We start from the raw sequence: 20655 nt of genomic DNA on the forward strand, positions 1-20655 counted from the left end.
CTTATTTTTTGGTTAATTGATCTATACTAAAAGAATATTGTTGCTGAACAGCCAATAAAAGAGCTGCTGCACTTCCCACCCAGACTGAATAATCGAAAGGTGCCTTAGGTCCCAGTGCTATAGCCATTGATACTGCAAAAATCAATAATAAGATACTGCTTCCATAGGCTGCAATCCTGGTTTTAAAACCTATAATCAGCATCAATGGAAATAGAATTTCTAAACATGTGGCGGCATACGCTGAAAAGGTACTCAACGCTTCCGGAAGAAAAAAGGTCAGCGATCGTGTATACTCTTCAAACTTCGTCATGTTTCCCCATGATGAGTTTTCTGCACTCCATAACCCAAATCGGTCGGCTATTGCAGAAAGCATGGTTACCGAAAGAGCCAGTCTTAAAAATAGTTGAGGAAATTGATTTTGTGTATTTGTCATTGCATTAGCTTTTAATCACATGACAAATTTCCGATATCTGATCCGTAAAAAACTTAAACTGGTTTAAGAACGTAATTTTGCTTTAATTTCACTTAAATATTCGGGAGTAAAACCAAGAAATGAAGCAATAAGATATTGAGGAATTCTTTGAATAAACCAAGGATACAGTGTACTGAAATGCACATACAATTCTTCCCTCGAATATTCAGCCAGATAACGGAGTTTTCTTTCAGAGGCAGCATAAGCCCTTTGGTAAATAATTCTGAAATATTTTTCCATCACCGGATGCTTCTCCAATAATAATTCCTGATTTTTAAAATCAATGACAAGAATCGTAGACTTTTCCACAGACTGAATATTGAAATCTGTCTGCAATTGTCTTTCATAAGCAAAAGTATCAGTAATCCACCAGTTTTCAATAGCAAACTGAGTGGTATGTTCTACTCCTTTTTCATTAATAAAATATTTTCTCAGGCAGCCCTCCACCACAAAATACATATTTCTGCAAATCTCACCTTCCAGCATCAGACTTTGCTTTTTCTTCACCTTTAATACTTCAAAGAATGAAAAAATTGAAATATACTCTTCGTCTGTTACAGTAATAAATTTATTTAAATGTACCTTGAAATTATCCATCTTTAGAATTGAATACCCAAACTTAACTTTATTTTTTTAGTTTTACAATGACAAAATATGAAATCATGGAAGTCGTTGCTAAAATCCTTATCGCAATTGTTGCACTGGAACATCTCTATATTCTTTGGATGGAAATGTTTGCATGGGAAACCAAAGGAAAAGAAGTTTTCAAAGCTGCCCTGCCTGCAGAAATGTTCAAACCAACGAAGGGACTGGCTGCCAATCAGGGATTGTATAATGGTTTTCTGGCTGCCGGGCTGATCTGGTCTTTTCTGATTAAAGATCCGCAATGGCAGGATAATATAGCTTTATTCTTTTTAGGATGCGTGGCGGTAGCGGGTATTTATGGTGCTGTTTCTGCTACTAAGAAGATCTTTTTTGTTCAGGCACTCCCTGCAATATTGGCAATCATTGCTGTTTTATTGAAGTAATTTCATTGATTATTTCGTAGGGATCTTTTCCAAAAATTCAGGATTATCGAACCACTTTTATCTTTAATGATAAGGGGAAATTCACCATGAGTATATCACTTCATAACCTGACTTAAAACCAGCTTCTTAGGTCCCAAAAAATCCATTTAAAATAAAATCCGTAAATTTGCACCGTCGTAAAAATCTGATATACAGGTTTTTTACAAAGCCTTCATTATGATGAAATGTAGGAATTCAAGTTGTTCTGTACACATATCTTTTATTACCTCATCAGTAATTTAATTGTAGAATTCATGTAAAAGATTAATTTCTTTTTACATAAGACACTCTTTTTTCTAGAGTAAAATCTATTGAAATATTTAAAATAAACATAAGGCAAAGTGCTTTATGCTTTTATTTTTTTGTTATAAGCTTTTATCATTATAAGCTTGGCAAATTATTTTTTATACTCGTCACCAAAAGAACAACACCAAAAAGATTAAATGTTTAATCATGTAATGATATACCCCACATTGTATATCAATTATTAATTAAAAATTCTGAATATGGAAAAAAATGAAAACAGTAGAAAAGTAAAACTTAAAGTTGAAGATCTGACTATTATTTTTGGTAAAAACAAAGAAAAAGCACAGGAACTTTTAGACAAAGGTTTTTCCAAAAAGGAAATTCTTGAAAAAACAGGCTGCACGGTAGGAATCAACAAAGCAAGTTTTGAAATCTATGAAGGAGAATTCTTTGTGATTATGGGATTATCCGGAAGTGGAAAATCTACCTTACTCCGCTGTCTTAACAGGCTGAATGAGCCTACTTCGGGAAAAGTATATATCAATGACGATGATATTACCGGTAAAAACAATAAAGAACTTCTGGAAGTAAGAAGAACAGAGATGAGCATGGTATTTCAAAAATTTGGATTACTGCCTCATCACAACATCTTGGACAATGCAGGCTTTGGGCTTGAAATCAGAGGCGAAAGCAAAGCCTCCCGTGATGAAAAAGCACAGAAAGCCCTGGATATTGTAGGATTGAATGGTTTCGAAAACCAATATCCCTCCCAACTTTCGGGGGGAATGCAGCAAAGAGTTGGATTAGCAAGGGCTTTGGCCAATGATCCGGAAGTATTACTTATGGATGAAGCTTTCTCTGCACTGGATCCTTTAATAAAATCTGAAATGCAGGATCAGATGCTGGAACTGCAAAACACATTACAAAAAACTATTGTTTTCATTACCCACGATTTGGATGAAGCCATTAAAATCGGTGACCGTATCGTCATCATGAAAGATGGGGTTATAGAACAGATAGGAACTGCTGAGGATATTTTGACCAACCCTGCAAGTGACTATGTAAAAGCATTTGTAGAGAAAGTAGACCGTAAGACAATTATCACCGCCAGATCTTTGATGTTCGATAAAGCTACAGTAGTTCGCTTTAAGAAAGACGGTCCTGAAGGAGCTTTAAGAAAAATGAGAGCAACAGGATTGGAAAACTTACCTGTTGTAGATTTCCAAAATAATTTCCTTGGTTTTGTAACGCTTAATGATGTTGTCAGAATTGCCAAAAAGAAAGAACCTACGGTGGAATCCATTATCAATAGTAATGTCCCTTCAGTATATCCCGAAGTGACCGTAGAAGAAATGCTGCCGTTAATTTCAGGAAGTAAATCTGCCATTGCTGTTGTAGATGAAAACAATAAATTTTTAGGTCTTGTTACCCAATTATCTCTTGTCATAGAAGCTACCAAATTTAACGAAGAAGAAATCATTGAATTAAAAGAAATCGCAAACAACCAATAAGATGAATAAAATTATAGATATAGGCCAATATGTAGAAACGGCAATCAATTGGCTCACTGAAAATGGAAAACCAGTATTTGATGTCATAAAACATGTAGGAAACGCCTCGATCATGGGGATTGAATGGGTATTGATCAATACTCCTTTTTATGTCATCATCCTCTTCATTACCCTCTTAGCATTATGGAAAGCCGGAAAAGGTATTGCCATTGTTACAGCAGCAGGATTGAGTTTGATATTTTTGATGGGATTATGGAAAGAAACCATGGAAACCCTGGCACTTATTTTCGTAGCAACCATTACCGCACTTGTCCTTTCTATCCCTCTGGGAATTTTAGCCGCCAAAAACAAAATTGCAGCAAAAATCATTCGACCTTTACTGGATTTAATGCAAACCATGCCCGCTTTCGTTTACCTGATTCCTGCTGTATTATTTTTCAGCATCGGAAAAGTACCTGGTGCTTTTGCAACAATCATTTTTGCAATGCCACCAGCGGTGCGTTTAACAACATTGGGAATAGAATCTGTACCCAAAGATATTGTAGAAGCCGCACGTGCTTTTGGAGCAACCAGCCGTCAGATCCTGTTTAAGGTGGAACTTCCTTTAGCAATGAAAACTATTTTAACAGGGATCAATCAAACCATCCTTTTATCCTTATCTATGGTTGTGATTGCAGGAATGATTGCTGCAGGTGGTCTGGGTGAAAAAGTATTGGAAGGGATTAATAATCTGGATATCGGACTGGGATTTGAAAGTGGATTATCCGTTGTTATTCTGGCTATTATCCTCGACAGGATTACTCAGGGATTTGTAAAGAAAAAACAATAAGATGAAACAATTAAAATATCTATTTTTTCCCATTTTAATGATCGCATTGGCTGCATTAAATTCATGTGGAAACATAAAAAACTCTAAATATATTACCATAGGAATGGTAGATGGCTGGGCTGAAGATGTAGCTATGACTCATGTTGCCAAAGCCATTCTGGACCAACAGGGTTATCATGTTATTATTCAGAAAGCCTCTACCGATATGATTCTGGCTTCAATGAACAATGAAGATACAGACCTTTTTATGGGAATCTGGCTTCCTTATACTCATGCTAAAAAGCTGGCCAAATTTCCCGGATTAATGCATATTGGAACCAATTATGACAATGGCCGTATAGGACTGGTAGTTCCGGAATATGTTCCCATTAAATCTATTGAAGACCTTAACCAGCATCAGGAACAGTTTAGTCACAGAATCATTGGGATTGAAAAAGGGGCAGGATTGACAACAGGAACTGATAAAGCTATTGTAGATTATAAACTGAATTACAAGCAAATCAATTCATCCACCATTGCCATGATCACTGAATTACAGAATGCCATACAACGTAAAGAATGGATTGTTGTAACGGGATGGCAGCCCCACTGGATGTTTGGTAAAATGAAACTTAAGTTTCTTGATGATCCAAAAAAAATATATGGTGAAGCAGAACAGATTAAAACCTATGCAAGAAAAAGCTTTAGTACAGATCATCCGGAACTGGCAACATTCTTTTCTAAACTCCATTTTGATGATGAAACAATGTCTGATCTCCTAATCCAAATGGAACACAGTAAAAATAAAGAAGCCACTGCCCAAAAATGGGTGGAAGAACATGCTGAACTGGTCAATGCATGGTTAGATAAAAAGTAATTGAGTCAATTATTTAGAACAACTAAAAATCCTCAACTCTATCGAGTCTGGGGATTTTTTATTACTCTTTTTAAGATTCAGAAGAGTTCATCGACTCCTTAATTTTCTCTCTGTGAAGTATTCCCCAGTTTACCAGTGTCTCTGTTACCGGAAATACAGATTTTCCATATTCTGTCACAGCATAAGTAACGGTAATAGGTTTTGTATCCTGAATTGTTCTTGTAATCAGAAGGTTGGTTTCTAATTCCTTCAGTTCCTTACTCAACATTTTAGCAGAAATTCCTTCAATACCGCGCTCCAGCTTTTTAAAATGAATCTGCTGATCCGTTCTGTTAGTCAGATAACGAAGGATCATCAATTTCCATTTTCCACCCAGAACATCCAAACTGTCGCGCATGGCGAATAATTCTTCTATACAGGTTGCTTCTCTTTCGGTTCCGTTTTCAACAATTTTTGCCATAATAGTTTCATCAAGGTAACTAGTAACCATTTGTTAACTAGTAGCAAATATAAACTATTCCCGTTTTACATTTGTACATCAAATTAACAATATGAAAGCAGTTATTTTAAATAAAGATTTTAAGCTTGAAGATGGTTTTACTGAAAAACCTCAGCCCAAAGCTCATGAAGTATTAATTCATATCAAAGCCAGTGGCTTCAATCCCATCGATTACCAAATGCTGGAAAATGAACTGGAAAGAAAATTAGTCAGTTCACCGATATTAGGACGCGAATTATCGGGAATTGTTGTAGAAAAAGGTAATAATGTCACTCAGTTCAACATTGGAGATGAAGTATTCTGTGGCAGCGGTTCTATGGGAAGCAATGGTACTTATGCAGAATACATTTCAGTTCCGGAAGCCATTGTTTCACTCAAACCTAAAAATATTTCCTTTGAACAGGCCGCTTCTATTCCATCAGCAGGATTGACTTCTTTACAAATTTTTAAAAGACTGAAATTACAGCCGGAGCAAACTATTCTTATCACCGGTGCTGCCGGAGGAGTAGGTTCTTTTTTAATTAAAATCTTATTGGCTCACCAAATTGAAAACTTCGTTGTTACAGTAGGCAGTGAACAAAATAAACAAATGCTTCTCAACCTGGGTCTAAAAGATCATCAGATTATTAATTACAAAGAAGAAAATCTTGTAAACAATATTTTAAAGGCCAATCAACAGCAACTTTTTGACATCGGAATTGATCTGGTTGGAAATTATATGGCTGAAGTGACGGCTGAAGTTTTAAAAATCAATGGAACCTATGTAGATGTAACCGCCCTGGTTACCCACGAAGCTCATGAACTTCTTTTCAACAAAGGAACCTTGATTATGAATATCTCCAATTACACCTACGGCATGGTAAAACAGTATGATTATTACAAAAACAGTCTGGAAGAAATTACGGAACTTATTGAAAATGGCTCCATCGTTCCATCTCAACATAAAATCATAGGTAATCTATCATTGGAAACAGTTCTTCAGGCACATTCCATACTTAAAAACAACCAGACTCAAGGTCACAAACTCATCATGCAAAATTCATAACTAATGAACAAAATACCAAGACGTATCGTAACAGGAATTAAAGATGGAAAATCTATTATTGTAGAAGATCAGCAGGTTGAAAATGCAGTAGAACATTTTCCGGGATTAATTATATCAGACATCTGGAATACTCAAACAATGCCAGCTAGTTTAGACTTTGAAAGCCGAATTCCCAACACAGGATTTCCGCAAACTCCTAAAAACGGAACCTATTTCCGATATGTGGTTGTCCAACCGGATAAAGATTTAGGCGTTGAATTCAAAAAAGGAGAACCTCACCCAATGATGCACCAGACCCCAACATTGGATTATATCATCATTCTTTCGGGTGAACTTCATCTCATTATGGAAGAAGGAGAAACTCTTCTCAAACCTGGAGACATCGTAATCCAGCGAAGCACCAACCACGCATGGAGCAACAGATCCGATCAGCCCTGTATACAATTAGCTGTTTTAATAGACGCAGAAATTCAAGAATAAAAAGCTTTCCCACAAATTACACAGATGAAAAAGATTGGTAAAACCTGTGGAAATTTAATTTTTGTCAGAAATCTCAAAGACGCAAGAAAATTTAAGATTTTTCAGCGAAGACAAAGCTGCTAATATTTTGCTACGAATGCACGAATAAAATGATACTTGCAGAACCTTATGAATAATGTCTATGTGGTTTAATAATCTTTACCAAATAGGCACATAGTTTCTGAACTGTATATAAATTATTCGTGCATTCGTGGCATTAAAATAAGCAGCATTCAATTTTATCGGAGATAAAATCCTAGCGCCTTAAAAACATATTAAAAAAGAAAAAACTTCGCGCCTTAGCGTATTCCAACATATTACAAAGCAGAAATCTCCAACAATTTCTGTTTCATTTTTTCCGGAGTAAGCAATCCCTCCTGGTAGTATACTAAATTCTGATTCTTATCCAGAAAAATCCACAACGGATACACAGGCTGTTCTTTATTTTTAGACAAAGCCAAGGCTAATTCATGAATTCCCGAATTTCCATTGGATAAATATTTAAATTCTTTTCCTTGAAAACTGATTTTTTCCCTGGTCTTTTCAGCCTCAAAATGAATCAGGTAAAAGTGATCGTTCATTATTTCCACCAGATCTTTATCTTTATTCAAACGATAAGATTCTATTTTACAAACTGAGCACCAATCTGTATAAAGATGGATCACAACGGGCTTGGGAGATTCTTTTTGCAGATACTCCAGCTCAGAAAAAGTCCCTGTCTTCATCTGAGACAAATAAAGACAGGGCACAAACATTAAAAATAAAGCAAAAGGTCTCATTTCAGTGTATATTTTACCCCCAGGAATCCTCTGATACGTTGCATTGGAGCATAGCCATATGCTGTATCGAAAGTATAATGGTTGGGATTGCTGATGGGATCATCAGCATGTTTATCAAACGGGTCAAAAGGCCTCATCAAAGGATCTTTAGGAGTAAAGTTGAATAAATTTTTCACTCCGCAATAGACTTCAAATCCGGATTTGAAGCTCTTTGAAACCTGGATATTCGCTAAAGAATAGAATGGTGAATACTCAGGACGGAAGTCATTCGGTAAAACCGGAAGTCTCATTGGCCCATAAAACTGGCCTGTAAAATCTATCGTCAGATTACTAGGAAATTTATAGGTTAAATTATAGGTTCCACTCCACTTTGGAGCATGAAGCTGCTGGGTTTTTTCATTGGCATCATCGTATTTCTGGTAGACGTCAAGATATGTTACTCCCAAATTAACACTTAATGGGAAGGCAAAACTGAAATCTACATTCAATGAAGCTCCTCTGGAAATTCCGTATCCGTTGAGATTATCATAAATAATTTTATTCGGGTCGGAATCAAAATCACCTACAATTTTATTACTGAAATAGGTATAGAATGCAGATGCATCAAGATTCATCATTCTTGTTCCTACCGGAATTTTCCAGATATAGTTTACATTTCCGTTGACAGATCGCTCAGGCTGAAGATCGGATTTCACCAACACTTCTCTGGAGCCTGTTAATGCTGCATGATCTTCTGTAAAAAGGTTCACTACTCTGAATCCTGTTCCAAAATTGAATCTTAACGTATGATACGGATTCGGTGAGAATTTCCAGGCGAATCTTGGAGAATGCACAGAATGATGCACCTTATCATAATCATAACGGTAGCCTAATAGCAAAGTGTTCTTATCATTAATCTCCCATTGATCCTGCACAAACATCCCCCAGATAGGAGATTTCATTGGAGCATTGGTTACGCCATCAGAAGCCAGCGTTCCCGGAGTATTGTCATCGTAAAAAGTTCTTTTAAAAGTTACCCCTGCTGTAATATCATGCTTTCCAAAACTTCTGTCCCAATAGGTTTGCACAAAAGCTACCTTCTGAAGCGCATTGAACGGGTTAGCTCCGTAAAAAGAATTCTGATCGTGATAATTATAGGAAAACTGAGTTACAATATGCTCTTTCATTGGCCATTCATACAACCCGAAAACTTCCGCTCTGTTGGTATAAATACTTTCTCCATACACTTCATCACTTCCGCGGAAAGATTTATTCCACTGCATTTCGCCTCCAAAACGGTCTTCATATAGATATCTCATCGCAAAACTCGCCTGTCTGTTTTCCTTTCTTTTAAAATTCCATTTATTAAACACTGAAATTCGGCTTTGCAGAGTAGTATCTGTAAAATTATCCTTGTTCTGATCTATCTTCTCCTGAAAGCTGAAATAATTTAAACTTAATAATGAAGCTGCATTCTTTCCAATATTAAACTTTGTGGAAAGATCCAGGTTATTCTCAGCCCATGAGCTGGTCATCATATCTATACTCAGCTTTGGAGCTGTTAAAGCATTTTTAGTGATAATATTAATCACTCCCCCCATTGCCTCAGAACCATAAATAGAAGATGCCGGACCTTTTACCACTTCTATTCTATCCACCAGACTGTTTGGAATTCCACTCAATCCATATACTGTGGAAAGAGAGCTTACAATAGGCATTCCATCAATCAAAATCATTGTGTATGGCCCTTCAAGACCATTGATGTGAATATCTCCGGTGTTACAGACGGAACAATTCAGTTGTGGTTTTACTCCATTTACCATACTGATGGCTTCAAAAATACTTGGAGTAGGATTTTTCTGGAAAAATTTCTGACTGTAGATCTCTACCGCCACCGGGCTTTTAGATCTGCTCATCGGTTTTATGGTTCCGGTAACCACTACATCATCAATATTACTTGTCTTGAACTCCTTCTTGGAAACCTTTACAGAATCCATGCTTTTATGTTGATTTAAACTTAAACTGTCTGTCTCCTGGGCAAAACAATAAGAGGATAAAAAAGTAATAGAAAATAATATTCGCTTCATGAAATTAAAATTGTTAGACAAATCTAACAATTATTTTTGAAATACAAAACTTGTTCATAAATATTTGATTGAGCCAATTCATGAAAAATGATTAAATTTGAGAAACTACATATCAAAGTAAAATGAGATATCATCTATCGGGAAACATCCCACAAAAAAGGCATACAGTCTTTAAATCTCCGGAAGATAAATTTTACTATGAACAGCTTTTCGGAACCGAGGGTTTTCATGGAATCTCTTCTCTATTGTATCATATTCACCGTCCTACGCAGATCAAATCAATCGGGGAACCGAAAGATGTAACGCCGAAAATTGCAGTGGATAAAAATATTACGCCAAGAATGTTCAAAGGAATGAATGTAACTCCTGAGGATGATTTCATGGACAGCCGTAAGATTCTTTTGATGAACAATGACCTTAAAATGGGATTGGCCAAGCCAAGGAAATCGATGGATTATTTCTACAAAAATGCAGAATGCGACGAACTTTTATTTGTACATGAAGGCACCGGGATTTTGAAAACGTTTGTAGGAGATCTTGAATTTGTAACCGGCGATTATCTTATTATTCCGAGAGGAACCATTTACCAAGTGGAATTACAATCTGAAAATACAGTATTCTTCGTACTGGAAAGCCACTCTCCTATTTACACTCCGAAAAGATACAGAAATGAATTCGGACAGCTTTTGGAACATTCTCCCTTCTGCGAAAGAGACATTATTGCTCCTGTTTTCACAGAACCTAAAGATGAAAAAGGAGAATTCTTAATTAAAGTAAAGAAAGAAAACCAGATCACAGACTTCATCTATGCAACACATCCTTTTGATGTTGTAGGCTGGGACGGGTATTTCTACCCTTATAAATTTAATATCAAAAACTTTGAACCCATTACGGGAAGAATTCACCAACCGCCACCGGTTCACCAGAATTTTGAAGCACATAACTTTGTAGTGTGTTCATTCTGTGCAAGAATGTATGACTACCACCCGCTTGCTGTTCCTGCCCCATACAATCACTCCAATATTGATTCTGATGAGGTATTATTCTACACAGAAGGTGATTTTATGAGCCGTAATCACATCGATTTAATGGATTTTACCCTTCACCCGGGAGGAATTGTTCACGGACCTCATCCAGGAGCTATGGAAAGAAGTATCGGGAAAAAATTCACGGAAGAATATGCCGTAATGGTAGACCCTTTCCGTCCCTTAAAAATTACGGAAGAAGCTTTAAAAGTGGAAGATCCGTCTTACAAAACTTCATGGTTGGAATAAAATTGTAATAGTGTTTTCATAAAATAAGAAAAAACTATTACTGAATACATATAAAAGCTGCTTTAAATCCTTTATTTAAAGCAGCTTTTTTTGTAAATTTGTAAGGTATGGTTCACATATATTACCATCATTATTTTTCATAACGCATCCTAAGTAATGGTGGTTTAATAAAAATCAATATTACATGTTAGAAAGAATCAGATTAGAAAGTCTACACGAAAAGGTAACAACAGCTGAAAACGCTGTAAAAATGATTAAAGACGGTATGACCATAGGGTCCAGCGGCTTTACCAAAGCAGGTGACAGCAAAGCCATTTTGCCGGCACTTGCAGAAAGAGGAAAAACAGAAGATCTTAAAGTCACTTTAATGACCGGAGCATCCTTGGGACACGGTACAGACGGGAAACTGGCGGAAGCCAATGTCTTAAAAAAAAGAATGCCCTTTCAGGTAGATCCTACTTTAAGAAACAAAATCAATAAAGGTGAAATTCTCTTTATCGATCAGCATTTAAGTGAAAGTGCCGAACTTCTTCACACCAAAAATCTTCAGAGCATTGACGTAGCCGTTATAGAAGCTGCTTATATCGAAAGAGACGGAAGTATTGTTCCTACCACTTCAGTAGGAAATTCAGTGACTTTTGCGGCTCTGGCTAAAAAAATCATCATTGAAATCAATACGGAAGTTCCTGAAGAAGTATATGGTATCCACGATATTTATCAGGCTGAAGATTATCCCTACAGAAACGTTATACCTATCGTAGCTCCATGGAATAAAATCGGAAGAAAAAGTATTCCTGTTGATCCCAATAAAATTGAAGCCATTGTTTTCACCAATCTTAAAGACAGTCCCGCAGATATTGCAGAACCTGACGAGAAAACAACAGCTATCGCCAAACACCTTCTCGGATTCTTTGAGAATGAAGTACAGCTAGGACGTCTTACAGACAGACTGCTCCCTCTTCAGGCAGGAATCGGAAAAGTCGCTAATGCTGTACTTACAGGTTTTAAAGACAGTAATTTCTACGATTTAACTATGTTTTCTGAAGTGCTTCAGGACAGTACCTTTGATCTGATAGATTCCGGTAAATTAAGTTTTGCATCTGCATCATCTATTACCGTTTCTAAAGAATGCTATGAGCGCGTACTTGGAAACCTTTCAAAATATAAAGACAAGTTTGTTCTAAGACCCCAGAATATTTCCAATACACCAGGATTAATCAGAAGACTTGGAGTAATCGCAATCAATACAGCGATTGAATTTGATATCTACGGAAATGTAAACTCTACGCATATTGGCGGAACAAAAATTATGAACGGAATCGGAGGCTCGGGAGACTTTGCAAGAAATGCGTACTTAAGTATTTTTGTAACGCAGGCAGCTTCCAAAGGGAATAATATTTCACACGTCCTTCCAATGGTTTCTCATACAGATCATACTGAACATGATGTTGATATCTTGGTAACAGATGTCGGATTGGCTGATTTAAGAGGCCTTGCTCCTAGAGAAAGAGCTCAGAAAATTATTGACAACTGTGTTCATCCGGATTACAGGGAAGAATTACAGTCTTATTTTGACAGAGCCTGTGAACGTGGAGGGCATACTCCTCACTTACTGGAAGAAGCTTTCAGCTGGCATTTACGTTTCTCTGAAACAGGAAGCATGAAGCAAACCATGGCAGCCGAAGTTTCCAATTAGAAACTTTCACAAGCTTACTAAAATCTATAAAAGGATCAGATGTTAATCATTTGATCCTTTACTTTTTTATTAGAATAATATGAATTAATATGATAAAAATCTTCGAAAATCATTGAAAATATTTAAAATAAATAAGGATATAAAGGTTATCTTTGAGAGAGAGGTTAGGCATTTTATGAAATAGAAATTAGTCAGGAATTTTATAATAAAAAGATAAAATATGAATAATTACATCAGCGCAGAAGAAGCGATATATACGATAAAAAGCGGTAACCGTGTATTTTTCCACGGCAGCGCATGTACTCCCAATTACCTTATTGATGAACTGGCAAGACAGGCTCACAGACTGGATAATGTAGAAATGGTTTCTATTACCCAACAGGGAAATATAGAAATTGCAAAACCGGAGTATAAAGACAAATTCTTTGTCAATTCCCTATTCGTATCTACACCGGTTCGTGATGCTGTAAATTCAGACAGAGGAGACTTTGTTCCTGTATTTTTAAGTGAAATCCCAATCTTATTCAGAAAGAATATCCTTCCGCTGGATGTTGCTCTGATCACTGTTTCTCCACCTGACAAACATGGGTTCTGTACATTGGGAACCTCAGTAGATATTGCAAGGGCTGCCGTAGATACAGCGAAAACTATTGTGGCAATGGTAAACCCAAGAATGCCAAGAACTCATGGGGATGGAATGATCCACATCAGCAGAATCCATAAGCTGGTTTGGCATGAAGAAGAGCTACATACTGTAGATTACAGTTCTAAAGTAGGCCCTGAAGAAATGCTGGTTGGAAAAAATGTAGCGGAACTTATTGAAGACCGATCTACCCTTCAAATGGGTATCGGGACTATTCCTGATGCTGTTTTACAATGTTTACATAACCATAAGGACCTTGGCATTCATACCGAAATGCTGAGTGACGGAGTGATAGACCTTATTCAGGATGATGTAATCAATAATAAATATAAAGGCTACAACGATAATAAAACCATTACCAGCTTCTGCTTCGGAACCAGAAAGCTCTATGATTATGTGGATGATAACACCGTCTTTGCATTCAGAGATGTAAGTGAAGTGAACTTCCCGATCAATATCATGAAGAACAAAAAACTGGTAGCTATCAACTCTGCCATTGAAATTGACCTTACCGGACAGGTATGTGCCGATTCTATCGGAACTTTACAATATAGTGGCATTGGCGGGCAAATGGACTTCATGCGTGGGGCTGCTTTAAGTGAAGATGGAAAACCTATTATTGCCATCACAGCAAGAACTAAAAAAGGAATTTCAAGGATTGTTCCTTTCCTGAAACAGGGGGCAGGTGTAGTTACCACAAGAGGGCATATCCATTATGTGGTTACAGAATACGGTACCGCTTATCTGTATGGAAAGAATCTTCGTCAGAGAGCGCAGGAGCTCATTAGTATTGCCCACCCTGATGACAGAGAAATGCTTGAAAGAGCTGCTTTTGAAAGGTTTAAACACTGATAATCAAACATTAATACTTTTTAACTTTAATTTTTGTTTAGAATTTAAAAATATATATTTAACTTATACCAGCAAAACATAAAAAAGCCTTAATATTTTGGCAATGTTTTTGATAAAAATCTTTCTAAAACAAGGAAATTGAAGACTATATATAATTCGATAAGAGAAGAAGTGGTAAAGCATTCAAAAGTAAGGAATTCAGTTTTGGGGAATGTGAATGAATGGAAGAGAAGCCATTATATTATTCTTTCCGAAATTATTAAAGATGAACTTTCTGATGCAGAAGAACTTAAAGGAGGTAAAAAATTTGAGATCGGGAACACTATTTCTCATGTTACCCTACAGCGTTTTTTTGAAAATGACTATCAGGATAAAACCCACAGTGATTTAAGATTCTTAAAAACACTGGATAAAATATGCATTTTTCTGGGGCACAAAGATCTTAATGACTATATCCTTTCTGTAAGGCATAAGAAACCAAACCAGCTGGAAACAGGTGATTTGTCATTATTGACCAGGTTGGTATATGATTATTGTGCGAGAGCCTTTGAATTCTATAAACAGTTTCCCAATCATAATACCGAAGTTTTTAAAGATCTGGTATTTAATGATTCTCCTTTTCTGGAAAGGGTTTCACAATTCAGTAAAGAACTATGTGACAAAGATTTTCAGTTGGTAACAAAAAATAACCGTTCCAACTATGAAGTTTTTGACATTCACGTAGTGACTGATGAACCGGATAAAAAAATACTGGAATCCCAGGAATTCTGGAATCTTTTATTTAAAACAGGTGGAACTGGAGAGGAGCATTTTGTGAACCAACTCAGTACACAAATCTATTTTTTCAAAAAAATAGACAACACCTGGAAAATCTGGGACAATTACAATCCGGATGCAGGAATGCTCAACCGAAAGATAGAAACCGTATCATAATAAGAAAGCCGCAGAGATAATCTGCGGCTTTCATGTTCGAAATATTTTTTTCTCACTTGTTTTTTGTTCTACAAATGTAGTCAGCTTATTTCAAACATAAGAAACTTAAATATACTTAAGTGAACACTTCTTGAACTTTATGTTAAATATATTCAATGAATCAACGGTAATATTTTCGCTATATCCAAGAATTTTGTAATTTGCATACCAATAAAATAAAAGTAAAAGAAAAAATATGTCAACACTTACATTTGCCGAGAAGATTGCTCAAGCAGAGAATTTCTTACCGATCAACGGTACAGATTACATTGAGTTTTATGTAGGAAATGCAAAACAGGCGGCCCACTATTACAAAACCGCTTTTGGTTTTCAGTCTGTAGCATATGCGGGTCCTGAAACAGGAGTAAGAGACCGCGCATCTTATGTGCTTCAACAGGGAAAAATCAGATTGGTACTTACCACAGGGCTTAAATCTGACTCTTCTATCAGCGAACACGTAAAAAAACATGGTGACGGAGTAAAAATTTTGGCACTTTGGGTAGATGACGCGTATGCAGCATTCGAAGAAACAACTAAAAGAGGTGGTAAGCCTTATTTAGAGCCTGTAACTTTAACTGATGAGCATGGTGAGGTAAGAATGTCCGGTATCTATACGTACGGAGAAACTGTTCACATGTTTATAGAAAGAAAGAATTACAATGGTGCTTTCATGCCAGGGTATGAGAAATGGGAAAGTGCCTACCAACCTGAAGAAGCTGGTTTACTGTATGTAGATCACTGCGTAGGAAATGTAGACTGGAACAGAATGGTCCCTACTGTAGAATGGTATGAAAAAGTAATGGGATTTGTGAACATCCTTTCTTTTGACGACAAACAGATCAACACAGAATATTCTGCATTGATGTCTAAAGTAATGTCAAACGGAAACGGATATGCAAAATTCCCTATCAACGAACCTGCAGAAGGCAAAAAGAAATCTCAGGTAGAAGAATATCTTGATTTCTATGAAGGTGAAGGAGTACAGCACATTGCTGTAGCAACAAAAGACATTATCCATACTGTAACCGAGCTTAAAAAGCGTGGTGTAGAATTCCTCTCTGCTCCACCAGAAGCTTATTACGACATGGTTCCTCAAAGAGTTGGCCATATTGATGAAGATCTTAAAAAACTTCAGGACTTAGGTATACTTATTGATCATGATGAAGAAGGGTATCTATTACAGATCTTTACCAAGCCTGTAGAAGACCGTCCTACTCTATTCTTCGAAATCATTGAAAGACATGGTGCACAGAGTTTTGGTGCCGGAAACTTCAAAGCATTGTTCGAAGCATTAGAAAGAGAGCAGGAAAGAAGAGGAAATCTTTAATTTTACAATCAGAAATAGTAAGTTTTGTCAGGATGCAAGGTTCTGACAAAACTTTTTTATAAAACACAGCATAATGAGAAAACTTTTAATTGGAATTTTATTCTTTGGAACCTTAGGCGTAAAAGCACAATACGGATCACTGAATGCAATTCTGGACAGACTTGAAGCAAGAAGAGGTATCAATCAGAATCTTGAAAAGGTAGATATCAACAACAAAAAGTTTGTTTTCATTAAAGATGAAGCAGACCACACAGAAAGAGATTTTATTGTTATTAAAGGAAACAGTGCAACCTATGTAGAGGTTTTTGATGATAAAGCCACTGGTGAAAGCAGTTCTAATGTCTTTACCGGCGATATTGTCAGAAAAAAGAACATCGTTTCTTTGCGGGCAGATGTACTTGAAGGTAAAAAAATCCCGATGCCTGTTACAAAAACGTTATTGCTTACTCAACAGGACAATATCCTCTATCTTATCGATGTCAATACCAGAGACCGATGGATTGATGAAGCCTCTTACTCAAAAAAGGCAAAATAAACATCTTGGGGAACGTTTCTCAGGATGATATTTTAATCTAACTAAAATCTAAACTTATGAAATCATTTGTAGACTATTCCTCAAATTCGGATTTTTCTATACATAATATTCCTTTCGGAGTGGCAGTATTCAACAAGGAATACATCGGATGCTGCACAAGAATCGGAGATCAGGTTATTGATCTTGCTACCCTTTACGACCTTGGCTATTTTGAAGATATTGAAGGCTTAAATGACAATGTTTTTGAAGCCTACACCATCAATGAATTTATTGAATTAGGTAAACCAGTTACCAACGCGGTTCGTATCAAAATTCAATCTTTATTACAGGAAGGTTCTGCATTATCAAAAGACCAGAAAACAATTGAAGAGGCTTTCTATGACCTTGATAAGGTAAAAATGATGATGCCGGTTCACATTCCAAACTATACAGATTTCTACAGTAGCATTGAACATGCTACCAATGTAGGAAAAATGCTCCGTGATCCTGCGAATGCATTATTCCCTAACTGGAAACACTTACCGGTAGGTTACCATGGAAGAGCATCCTCAATCGTTGTTTCCGAAACGGAAATCAACCGTCCGAAAGGTCAGACGAAACCTGCTGATGCAGACAAACCTGTTTTCGGACCTTGCAAGCAATTGGATTTTGAACTGGAAATGGCTTTCATCATCAACAGAAATACGGAGATGGGAGAAAGTATTTCTACTCAGGATGCTGAAGAAGCAATCTTCGGAATGGTGATCTTCAATGACTGGTCTGCAAGAGATATCCAGGCATGGGAATATGTTCCTCTAGGGCCATTCCTTGCGAAAAACTTCGGTTCATCTATTTCTCCATGGGTCGTTACCCTTGAAGCTTTAGAACCATTCAGAACTGGTTCTCCTACACAGGATCCTGAAGTTTTAGAATATTTAAAATTTGAAGGTGACAAAAACTATGATATCAACCTTGAGGTGTATATCCAACCTGAAAATGGGGAAGAAAACTTAATCTGTGAAAGCAACTATAAGCACATGTACTGGAATATGGCCCAGCAACTGGCTCACCACACCGTAAACGGTTGTAATGTAGAAGTAGGTGATATGTATGCAAGTGGAACCATCTCAGGAAGTGATCCAAAATCTTTCGGTTCTATGATGGAATTAACCTGGAGAGGGCAGAATCCTTTATCATTAAGCAATGGGGAAGAAAGAAAATTCATTGAAGATAATGATACGGTTACCATGAAGGCATGGGCTGAAAAAGAGGGTGTGAGAATAGGTTTCGGTGAAGTTACCGGTAAAATTATTCCAACACTTTAAATAATTTAACCACAAAAGTCACAAAAGAATTTATGGTTACACAGTCCTATTTAACTGATTTAACCTATAAGATAAACGGCGCCTGCATAGAAATTCACAAAATTCTGGGCCCCGGTTTATCAGAAAGCGTATACCATAAATGTTTGGAAGAAGAATTCAGATTAAGAAATATAAATTTTAAATCTGAACTTAAAGTTCCTGTACATTATAAAGGAAAAGAAATTAATTGTGATTTCTTTTGTGACTTTTTAGTTGAAGATTTAATTGTGATTGAACTCAAATCAGTTACACAATTAAATGATATTCATAGAACCCAACTTCTAAACTATATCAACTTAATGAAGAAACCCAAAGGCATCCTAGTGAATTTTAACGTAAAGAATCTTTATCATGACGGACAGGAAACTTTCGTCAATAAATATTACGATATGCTTTTTTGATCTTTAAAGATTAAAACTACTCACCTAAAAACTTTTGTGACTTTTGTGGTTTTATCATTTTTACAGTTAACTAAAATATGAAAACAGTAATTCCCTCCGAACTAACTTCCGTACAACTTCAGACCATTATGCAGACTGCCGTTTCACCGCGTCCTATTGCATTGGCTTCTACGGTGGATAAAGACGGAAACAATAATTTATCTCCATTCAGTTTTTTCAATATGTTCAGTACGGTTCCTCCGATTCTGATCTTTTCACCATCGAGGAGGGTGCGTGACAATACAACAAAACATACTCTTGAAAATGTATTGGAAGTATCGGAAGTAGTGATTGGAACAGTCAATTTCCCGATTGTACAGCAGATATCTTTAGCTTCTACAGAATATGAAACAGGAATTAATGAGTTTGTAAAGTCTGGACTTACCATGAAAGATGCTGATCTGGTGAAACCCAAACTGATTGAGGAATGTCCTGTAAACTTTGAATGTAAAGTTTTAGAGGTGAAATCTTTAGGAGACCAAGGTGGAGCAGGAAATCTTGTCATCTGTGAGGTTCAGAAAATTCATATCAGAGAAGAATACCTGAATGAAGCGGGAAATCTGGATCAGCAAAAGCTTGATATGGTAGCCCGTTTAGGAAGCAACTGGTATTCCAGAAGTAATGAAAACAGTCTTTTTGAAGTTCCAAAACCATTGGTAACAAAAGGAATTGGATTTGATCTTTTGCCGGATGATATCAAATACAGCAAAGTATTTACAGGAAACGATCTGGGAATGCTTGCTAATGTTGAGGTATTGCCTTTAGGAGAATATCATTCGGATGAGAATGTTCATCAGGATGCTCAAAAATTATTACTGGAAAGTAAAATTGAAGAAGCCTGGAAGATTTTAATAAGATAATATGAATGCAGCGTATTCTGAATGTCCGCTAGACAAAGATAAAAAGGCTACCATTCTCACTCCAACAAGTGAAATGATAACAATAAAAAACTTCAGAAGCCTTTTAAAATTAGTAAGAAAATAATGCAATATAAAATAGGCTGCCTCACTTTTGAGACAGCCTATTTTGTATTTTTAATAGGTTAATAGCCTTAATTTTTATTTTGATTTTAAAGCATCTGTTACTGTGATTTTTCCCTTTTCTGCAAAGTCTGTTACTTTACTGTTTTTATCAATGGAAACGTTCAGGTTATCATTTTTAGAATCATAATACATGTAGGTAGCATATCCCGGGCAATCGTGTTGTTTACATCCGTGAAGTTTATAAATCCCGTTATCAGATACGATAGGTCCTTCTACATCGAAGTTTTTCACCATTTCATCATATTCTTTTCCAACGAGCTTTTTCACTCTTTCAGCAAAGCTTTTATCTTCAAATAATTTAATATCATGAGGGTACTTTCCTTCATTTTTGGTAATTGCTTCAATGGTAGCAGCTGTAGAAGGAGCTGCAGCAGCTACTGAATCTGTCTTTGGAGCCACAGTAGAATCTTTTGTCATTACTGTAGCCAGTGTGTCTGTACTTACAGAAGACTGGATTGGAGTTTCTTTTTTACAGGAAACAACAGCTCCCAATAATAACAATGCAATACTGCCTGTAATAACTTTTTTCATAATAATATTTAGTATGGTGGTTAATATAATACAACGTAATTTCAGCCGTTTTATTTTAGATTCTTTCCTGTATTCAGCACTTACAAAACGGTAATTTTCCTTTTTCTATA

Annotated in this window: 21 protein-coding genes; 15 read left to right on the plus strand and 6 right to left on the minus strand. The window is 36.4% G+C overall.

The annotated features are described in order from the left end of the window. Position 1 precedes the first annotated feature (1 nt). Both WH267_RS00080 and WH267_RS00085 read right to left on the minus strand, forming a co-directional pair. Entirely contained in the window at positions 2-433 is a 432-nt protein-coding gene (locus tag WH267_RS00080) for a DoxX family protein (protein WP_165852327.1), read from the minus strand. 63 nt (positions 434-496) lie between these two features. Further along, positions 497-1069, minus strand: coding sequence for a Crp/Fnr family transcriptional regulator (locus WH267_RS00085; RefSeq protein WP_340004594.1), 573 nt, complete (start codon positions 1067-1069; stop codon positions 497-499). A gap of 65 nt (positions 1070-1134) precedes the next feature. On the opposite strand from WH267_RS00085, the gene WH267_RS00090 reads away from it, so the two are divergent. The 4 genes from WH267_RS00090 (at position 1135) to WH267_RS00105 (ending at position 4981) form a co-directional block, all read left to right on the plus strand. Further along, positions 1135-1500 carry a DUF1304 domain-containing protein gene (locus WH267_RS00090; protein WP_115973893.1) on the plus strand — a complete coding sequence of 122 codons (366 nt, stop codon included), beginning with the start codon at positions 1135-1137 and terminating at the stop codon, positions 1498-1500. A gap of 545 nt (positions 1501-2045) precedes the next feature. Continuing rightward, on the plus strand, positions 2046-3296 hold the full coding sequence (locus tag WH267_RS00095) for a quaternary amine ABC transporter ATP-binding protein (RefSeq protein ID WP_340004595.1): 1251 nt from the start codon (positions 2046-2048) through the stop codon (positions 3294-3296). Position 3297: 1 nt separating this feature from the next. After that, on the plus strand, positions 3298-4125 hold the full coding sequence (locus WH267_RS00100) for an ABC transporter permease (RefSeq protein ID WP_340004597.1): 828 nt from the start codon (positions 3298-3300) through the stop codon (positions 4123-4125). Between the two features lies 1 nt (position 4126). Next, positions 4127-4981, plus strand: a complete 855-nt coding sequence (locus WH267_RS00105) for a glycine betaine ABC transporter substrate-binding protein (protein WP_340004599.1) — start codon at positions 4127-4129, stop codon at positions 4979-4981. Between the two features lie 70 nt (positions 4982-5051). Here WH267_RS00105 and WH267_RS00110 read toward each other — a convergent pair whose 3' ends face one another. Continuing rightward, positions 5052-5441 (minus strand): winged helix-turn-helix transcriptional regulator, encoded by a 390-nt coding sequence (locus tag WH267_RS00110; RefSeq protein ID WP_340004601.1) that lies wholly within the window; start codon positions 5439-5441, stop codon positions 5052-5054. Between the two features lie 91 nt (positions 5442-5532). Here WH267_RS00110 and WH267_RS00115 point away from each other — a divergent pair, with 91 nt between their 5' ends. Together WH267_RS00115 and WH267_RS00120 are read left to right on the plus strand one after the other, a co-directional pair. Continuing rightward, positions 5533-6525: an NADP-dependent oxidoreductase gene (locus WH267_RS00115; RefSeq protein ID WP_340004602.1), complete on the plus strand. Its 993-nt coding sequence runs from the start codon at positions 5533-5535 to the stop codon at positions 6523-6525. A 3-nt stretch (positions 6526-6528) separates the two neighbouring features. Then, positions 6529-7005: a cupin domain-containing protein gene (locus WH267_RS00120; RefSeq protein ID WP_340004603.1), complete on the plus strand. Its 477-nt coding sequence runs from the start codon at positions 6529-6531 to the stop codon at positions 7003-7005. Between the two features lie 356 nt (positions 7006-7361). On the opposite strand, the gene WH267_RS00125 is transcribed toward WH267_RS00120, so the two are convergent. Both WH267_RS00125 and WH267_RS00130 read right to left on the minus strand, forming a co-directional pair. Further along, a complete protein-coding gene (locus tag WH267_RS00125) occupies positions 7362-7769 on the minus strand; it encodes a thioredoxin family protein (RefSeq protein WP_340004605.1) in 408 nt (135 codons plus the stop codon). A gap of 50 nt (positions 7770-7819) precedes the next feature. Next, complete coding sequence (locus tag WH267_RS00130) at positions 7820-9889, minus strand: TonB-dependent receptor plug domain-containing protein (protein WP_340004607.1); 2070 nt, start codon at positions 9887-9889, stop codon at positions 7820-7822. Positions 9890-10011: 122 nt separating this feature from the next. On the opposite strand from WH267_RS00130, the gene WH267_RS00135 reads away from it, so the two are divergent. From WH267_RS00135 to WH267_RS00175, 9 genes are all read left to right on the plus strand, one after another. After that, positions 10012-11163, plus strand: coding sequence for a homogentisate 1,2-dioxygenase (locus tag WH267_RS00135; RefSeq protein WP_340004609.1), 1152 nt, complete (start codon positions 10012-10014; stop codon positions 11161-11163). 184 nt (positions 11164-11347) lie between these two features. After that, on the plus strand, positions 11348-12859 hold the full coding sequence (locus WH267_RS00140; RefSeq protein WP_115972785.1) for a succinate CoA transferase: 1512 nt from the start codon (positions 11348-11350) through the stop codon (positions 12857-12859). A 220-nt stretch (positions 12860-13079) separates the two neighbouring features. Next, complete coding sequence (locus WH267_RS00145) at positions 13080-14354, plus strand: acetyl-CoA hydrolase/transferase family protein (RefSeq protein WP_340004614.1); 1275 nt, start codon at positions 13080-13082, stop codon at positions 14352-14354. A gap of 138 nt (positions 14355-14492) precedes the next feature. Next, complete coding sequence (locus tag WH267_RS00150) at positions 14493-15287, plus strand: hypothetical protein (RefSeq protein WP_115972787.1); 795 nt, start codon at positions 14493-14495, stop codon at positions 15285-15287. A 235-nt stretch (positions 15288-15522) separates the two neighbouring features. Next, entirely contained in the window at positions 15523-16653 is a 1131-nt protein-coding gene (gene hppD / locus WH267_RS00155) for a 4-hydroxyphenylpyruvate dioxygenase (protein WP_115972788.1), read from the plus strand. Between the two features lie 73 nt (positions 16654-16726). Next, positions 16727-17188 (plus strand): hypothetical protein, encoded by a 462-nt coding sequence (locus WH267_RS00160; protein ID WP_115972789.1) that lies wholly within the window; start codon positions 16727-16729, stop codon positions 17186-17188. A 56-nt stretch (positions 17189-17244) separates the two neighbouring features. Further along, positions 17245-18492, plus strand: coding sequence for a fumarylacetoacetase (fahA, locus tag WH267_RS00165; RefSeq protein WP_340004616.1), 1248 nt, complete (start codon positions 17245-17247; stop codon positions 18490-18492). A gap of 32 nt (positions 18493-18524) precedes the next feature. Next, positions 18525-18932, plus strand: coding sequence for a GxxExxY protein (locus WH267_RS00170; protein WP_340004618.1), 408 nt, complete (start codon positions 18525-18527; stop codon positions 18930-18932). A gap of 77 nt (positions 18933-19009) precedes the next feature. Further along, positions 19010-19831 carry a flavin reductase family protein gene (locus tag WH267_RS00175; protein ID WP_340004620.1) on the plus strand — a complete coding sequence of 274 codons (822 nt, stop codon included), beginning with the start codon at positions 19010-19012 and terminating at the stop codon, positions 19829-19831. Positions 19832-20029: 198 nt separating this feature from the next. On the opposite strand, the gene WH267_RS00180 is transcribed toward WH267_RS00175, so the two are convergent. Then, complete coding sequence (locus WH267_RS00180) at positions 20030-20545, minus strand: hypothetical protein (RefSeq protein ID WP_340004622.1); 516 nt, start codon at positions 20543-20545, stop codon at positions 20030-20032. Positions 20546-20655: the final 110 nt, after the last annotated feature.

It is taken from the genome of Chryseobacterium sp. MYb328, assembly GCF_037572595.1.
GTDB lineage: Bacteria > Bacteroidota > Bacteroidia > Flavobacteriales > Weeksellaceae > Chryseobacterium > Chryseobacterium pennae.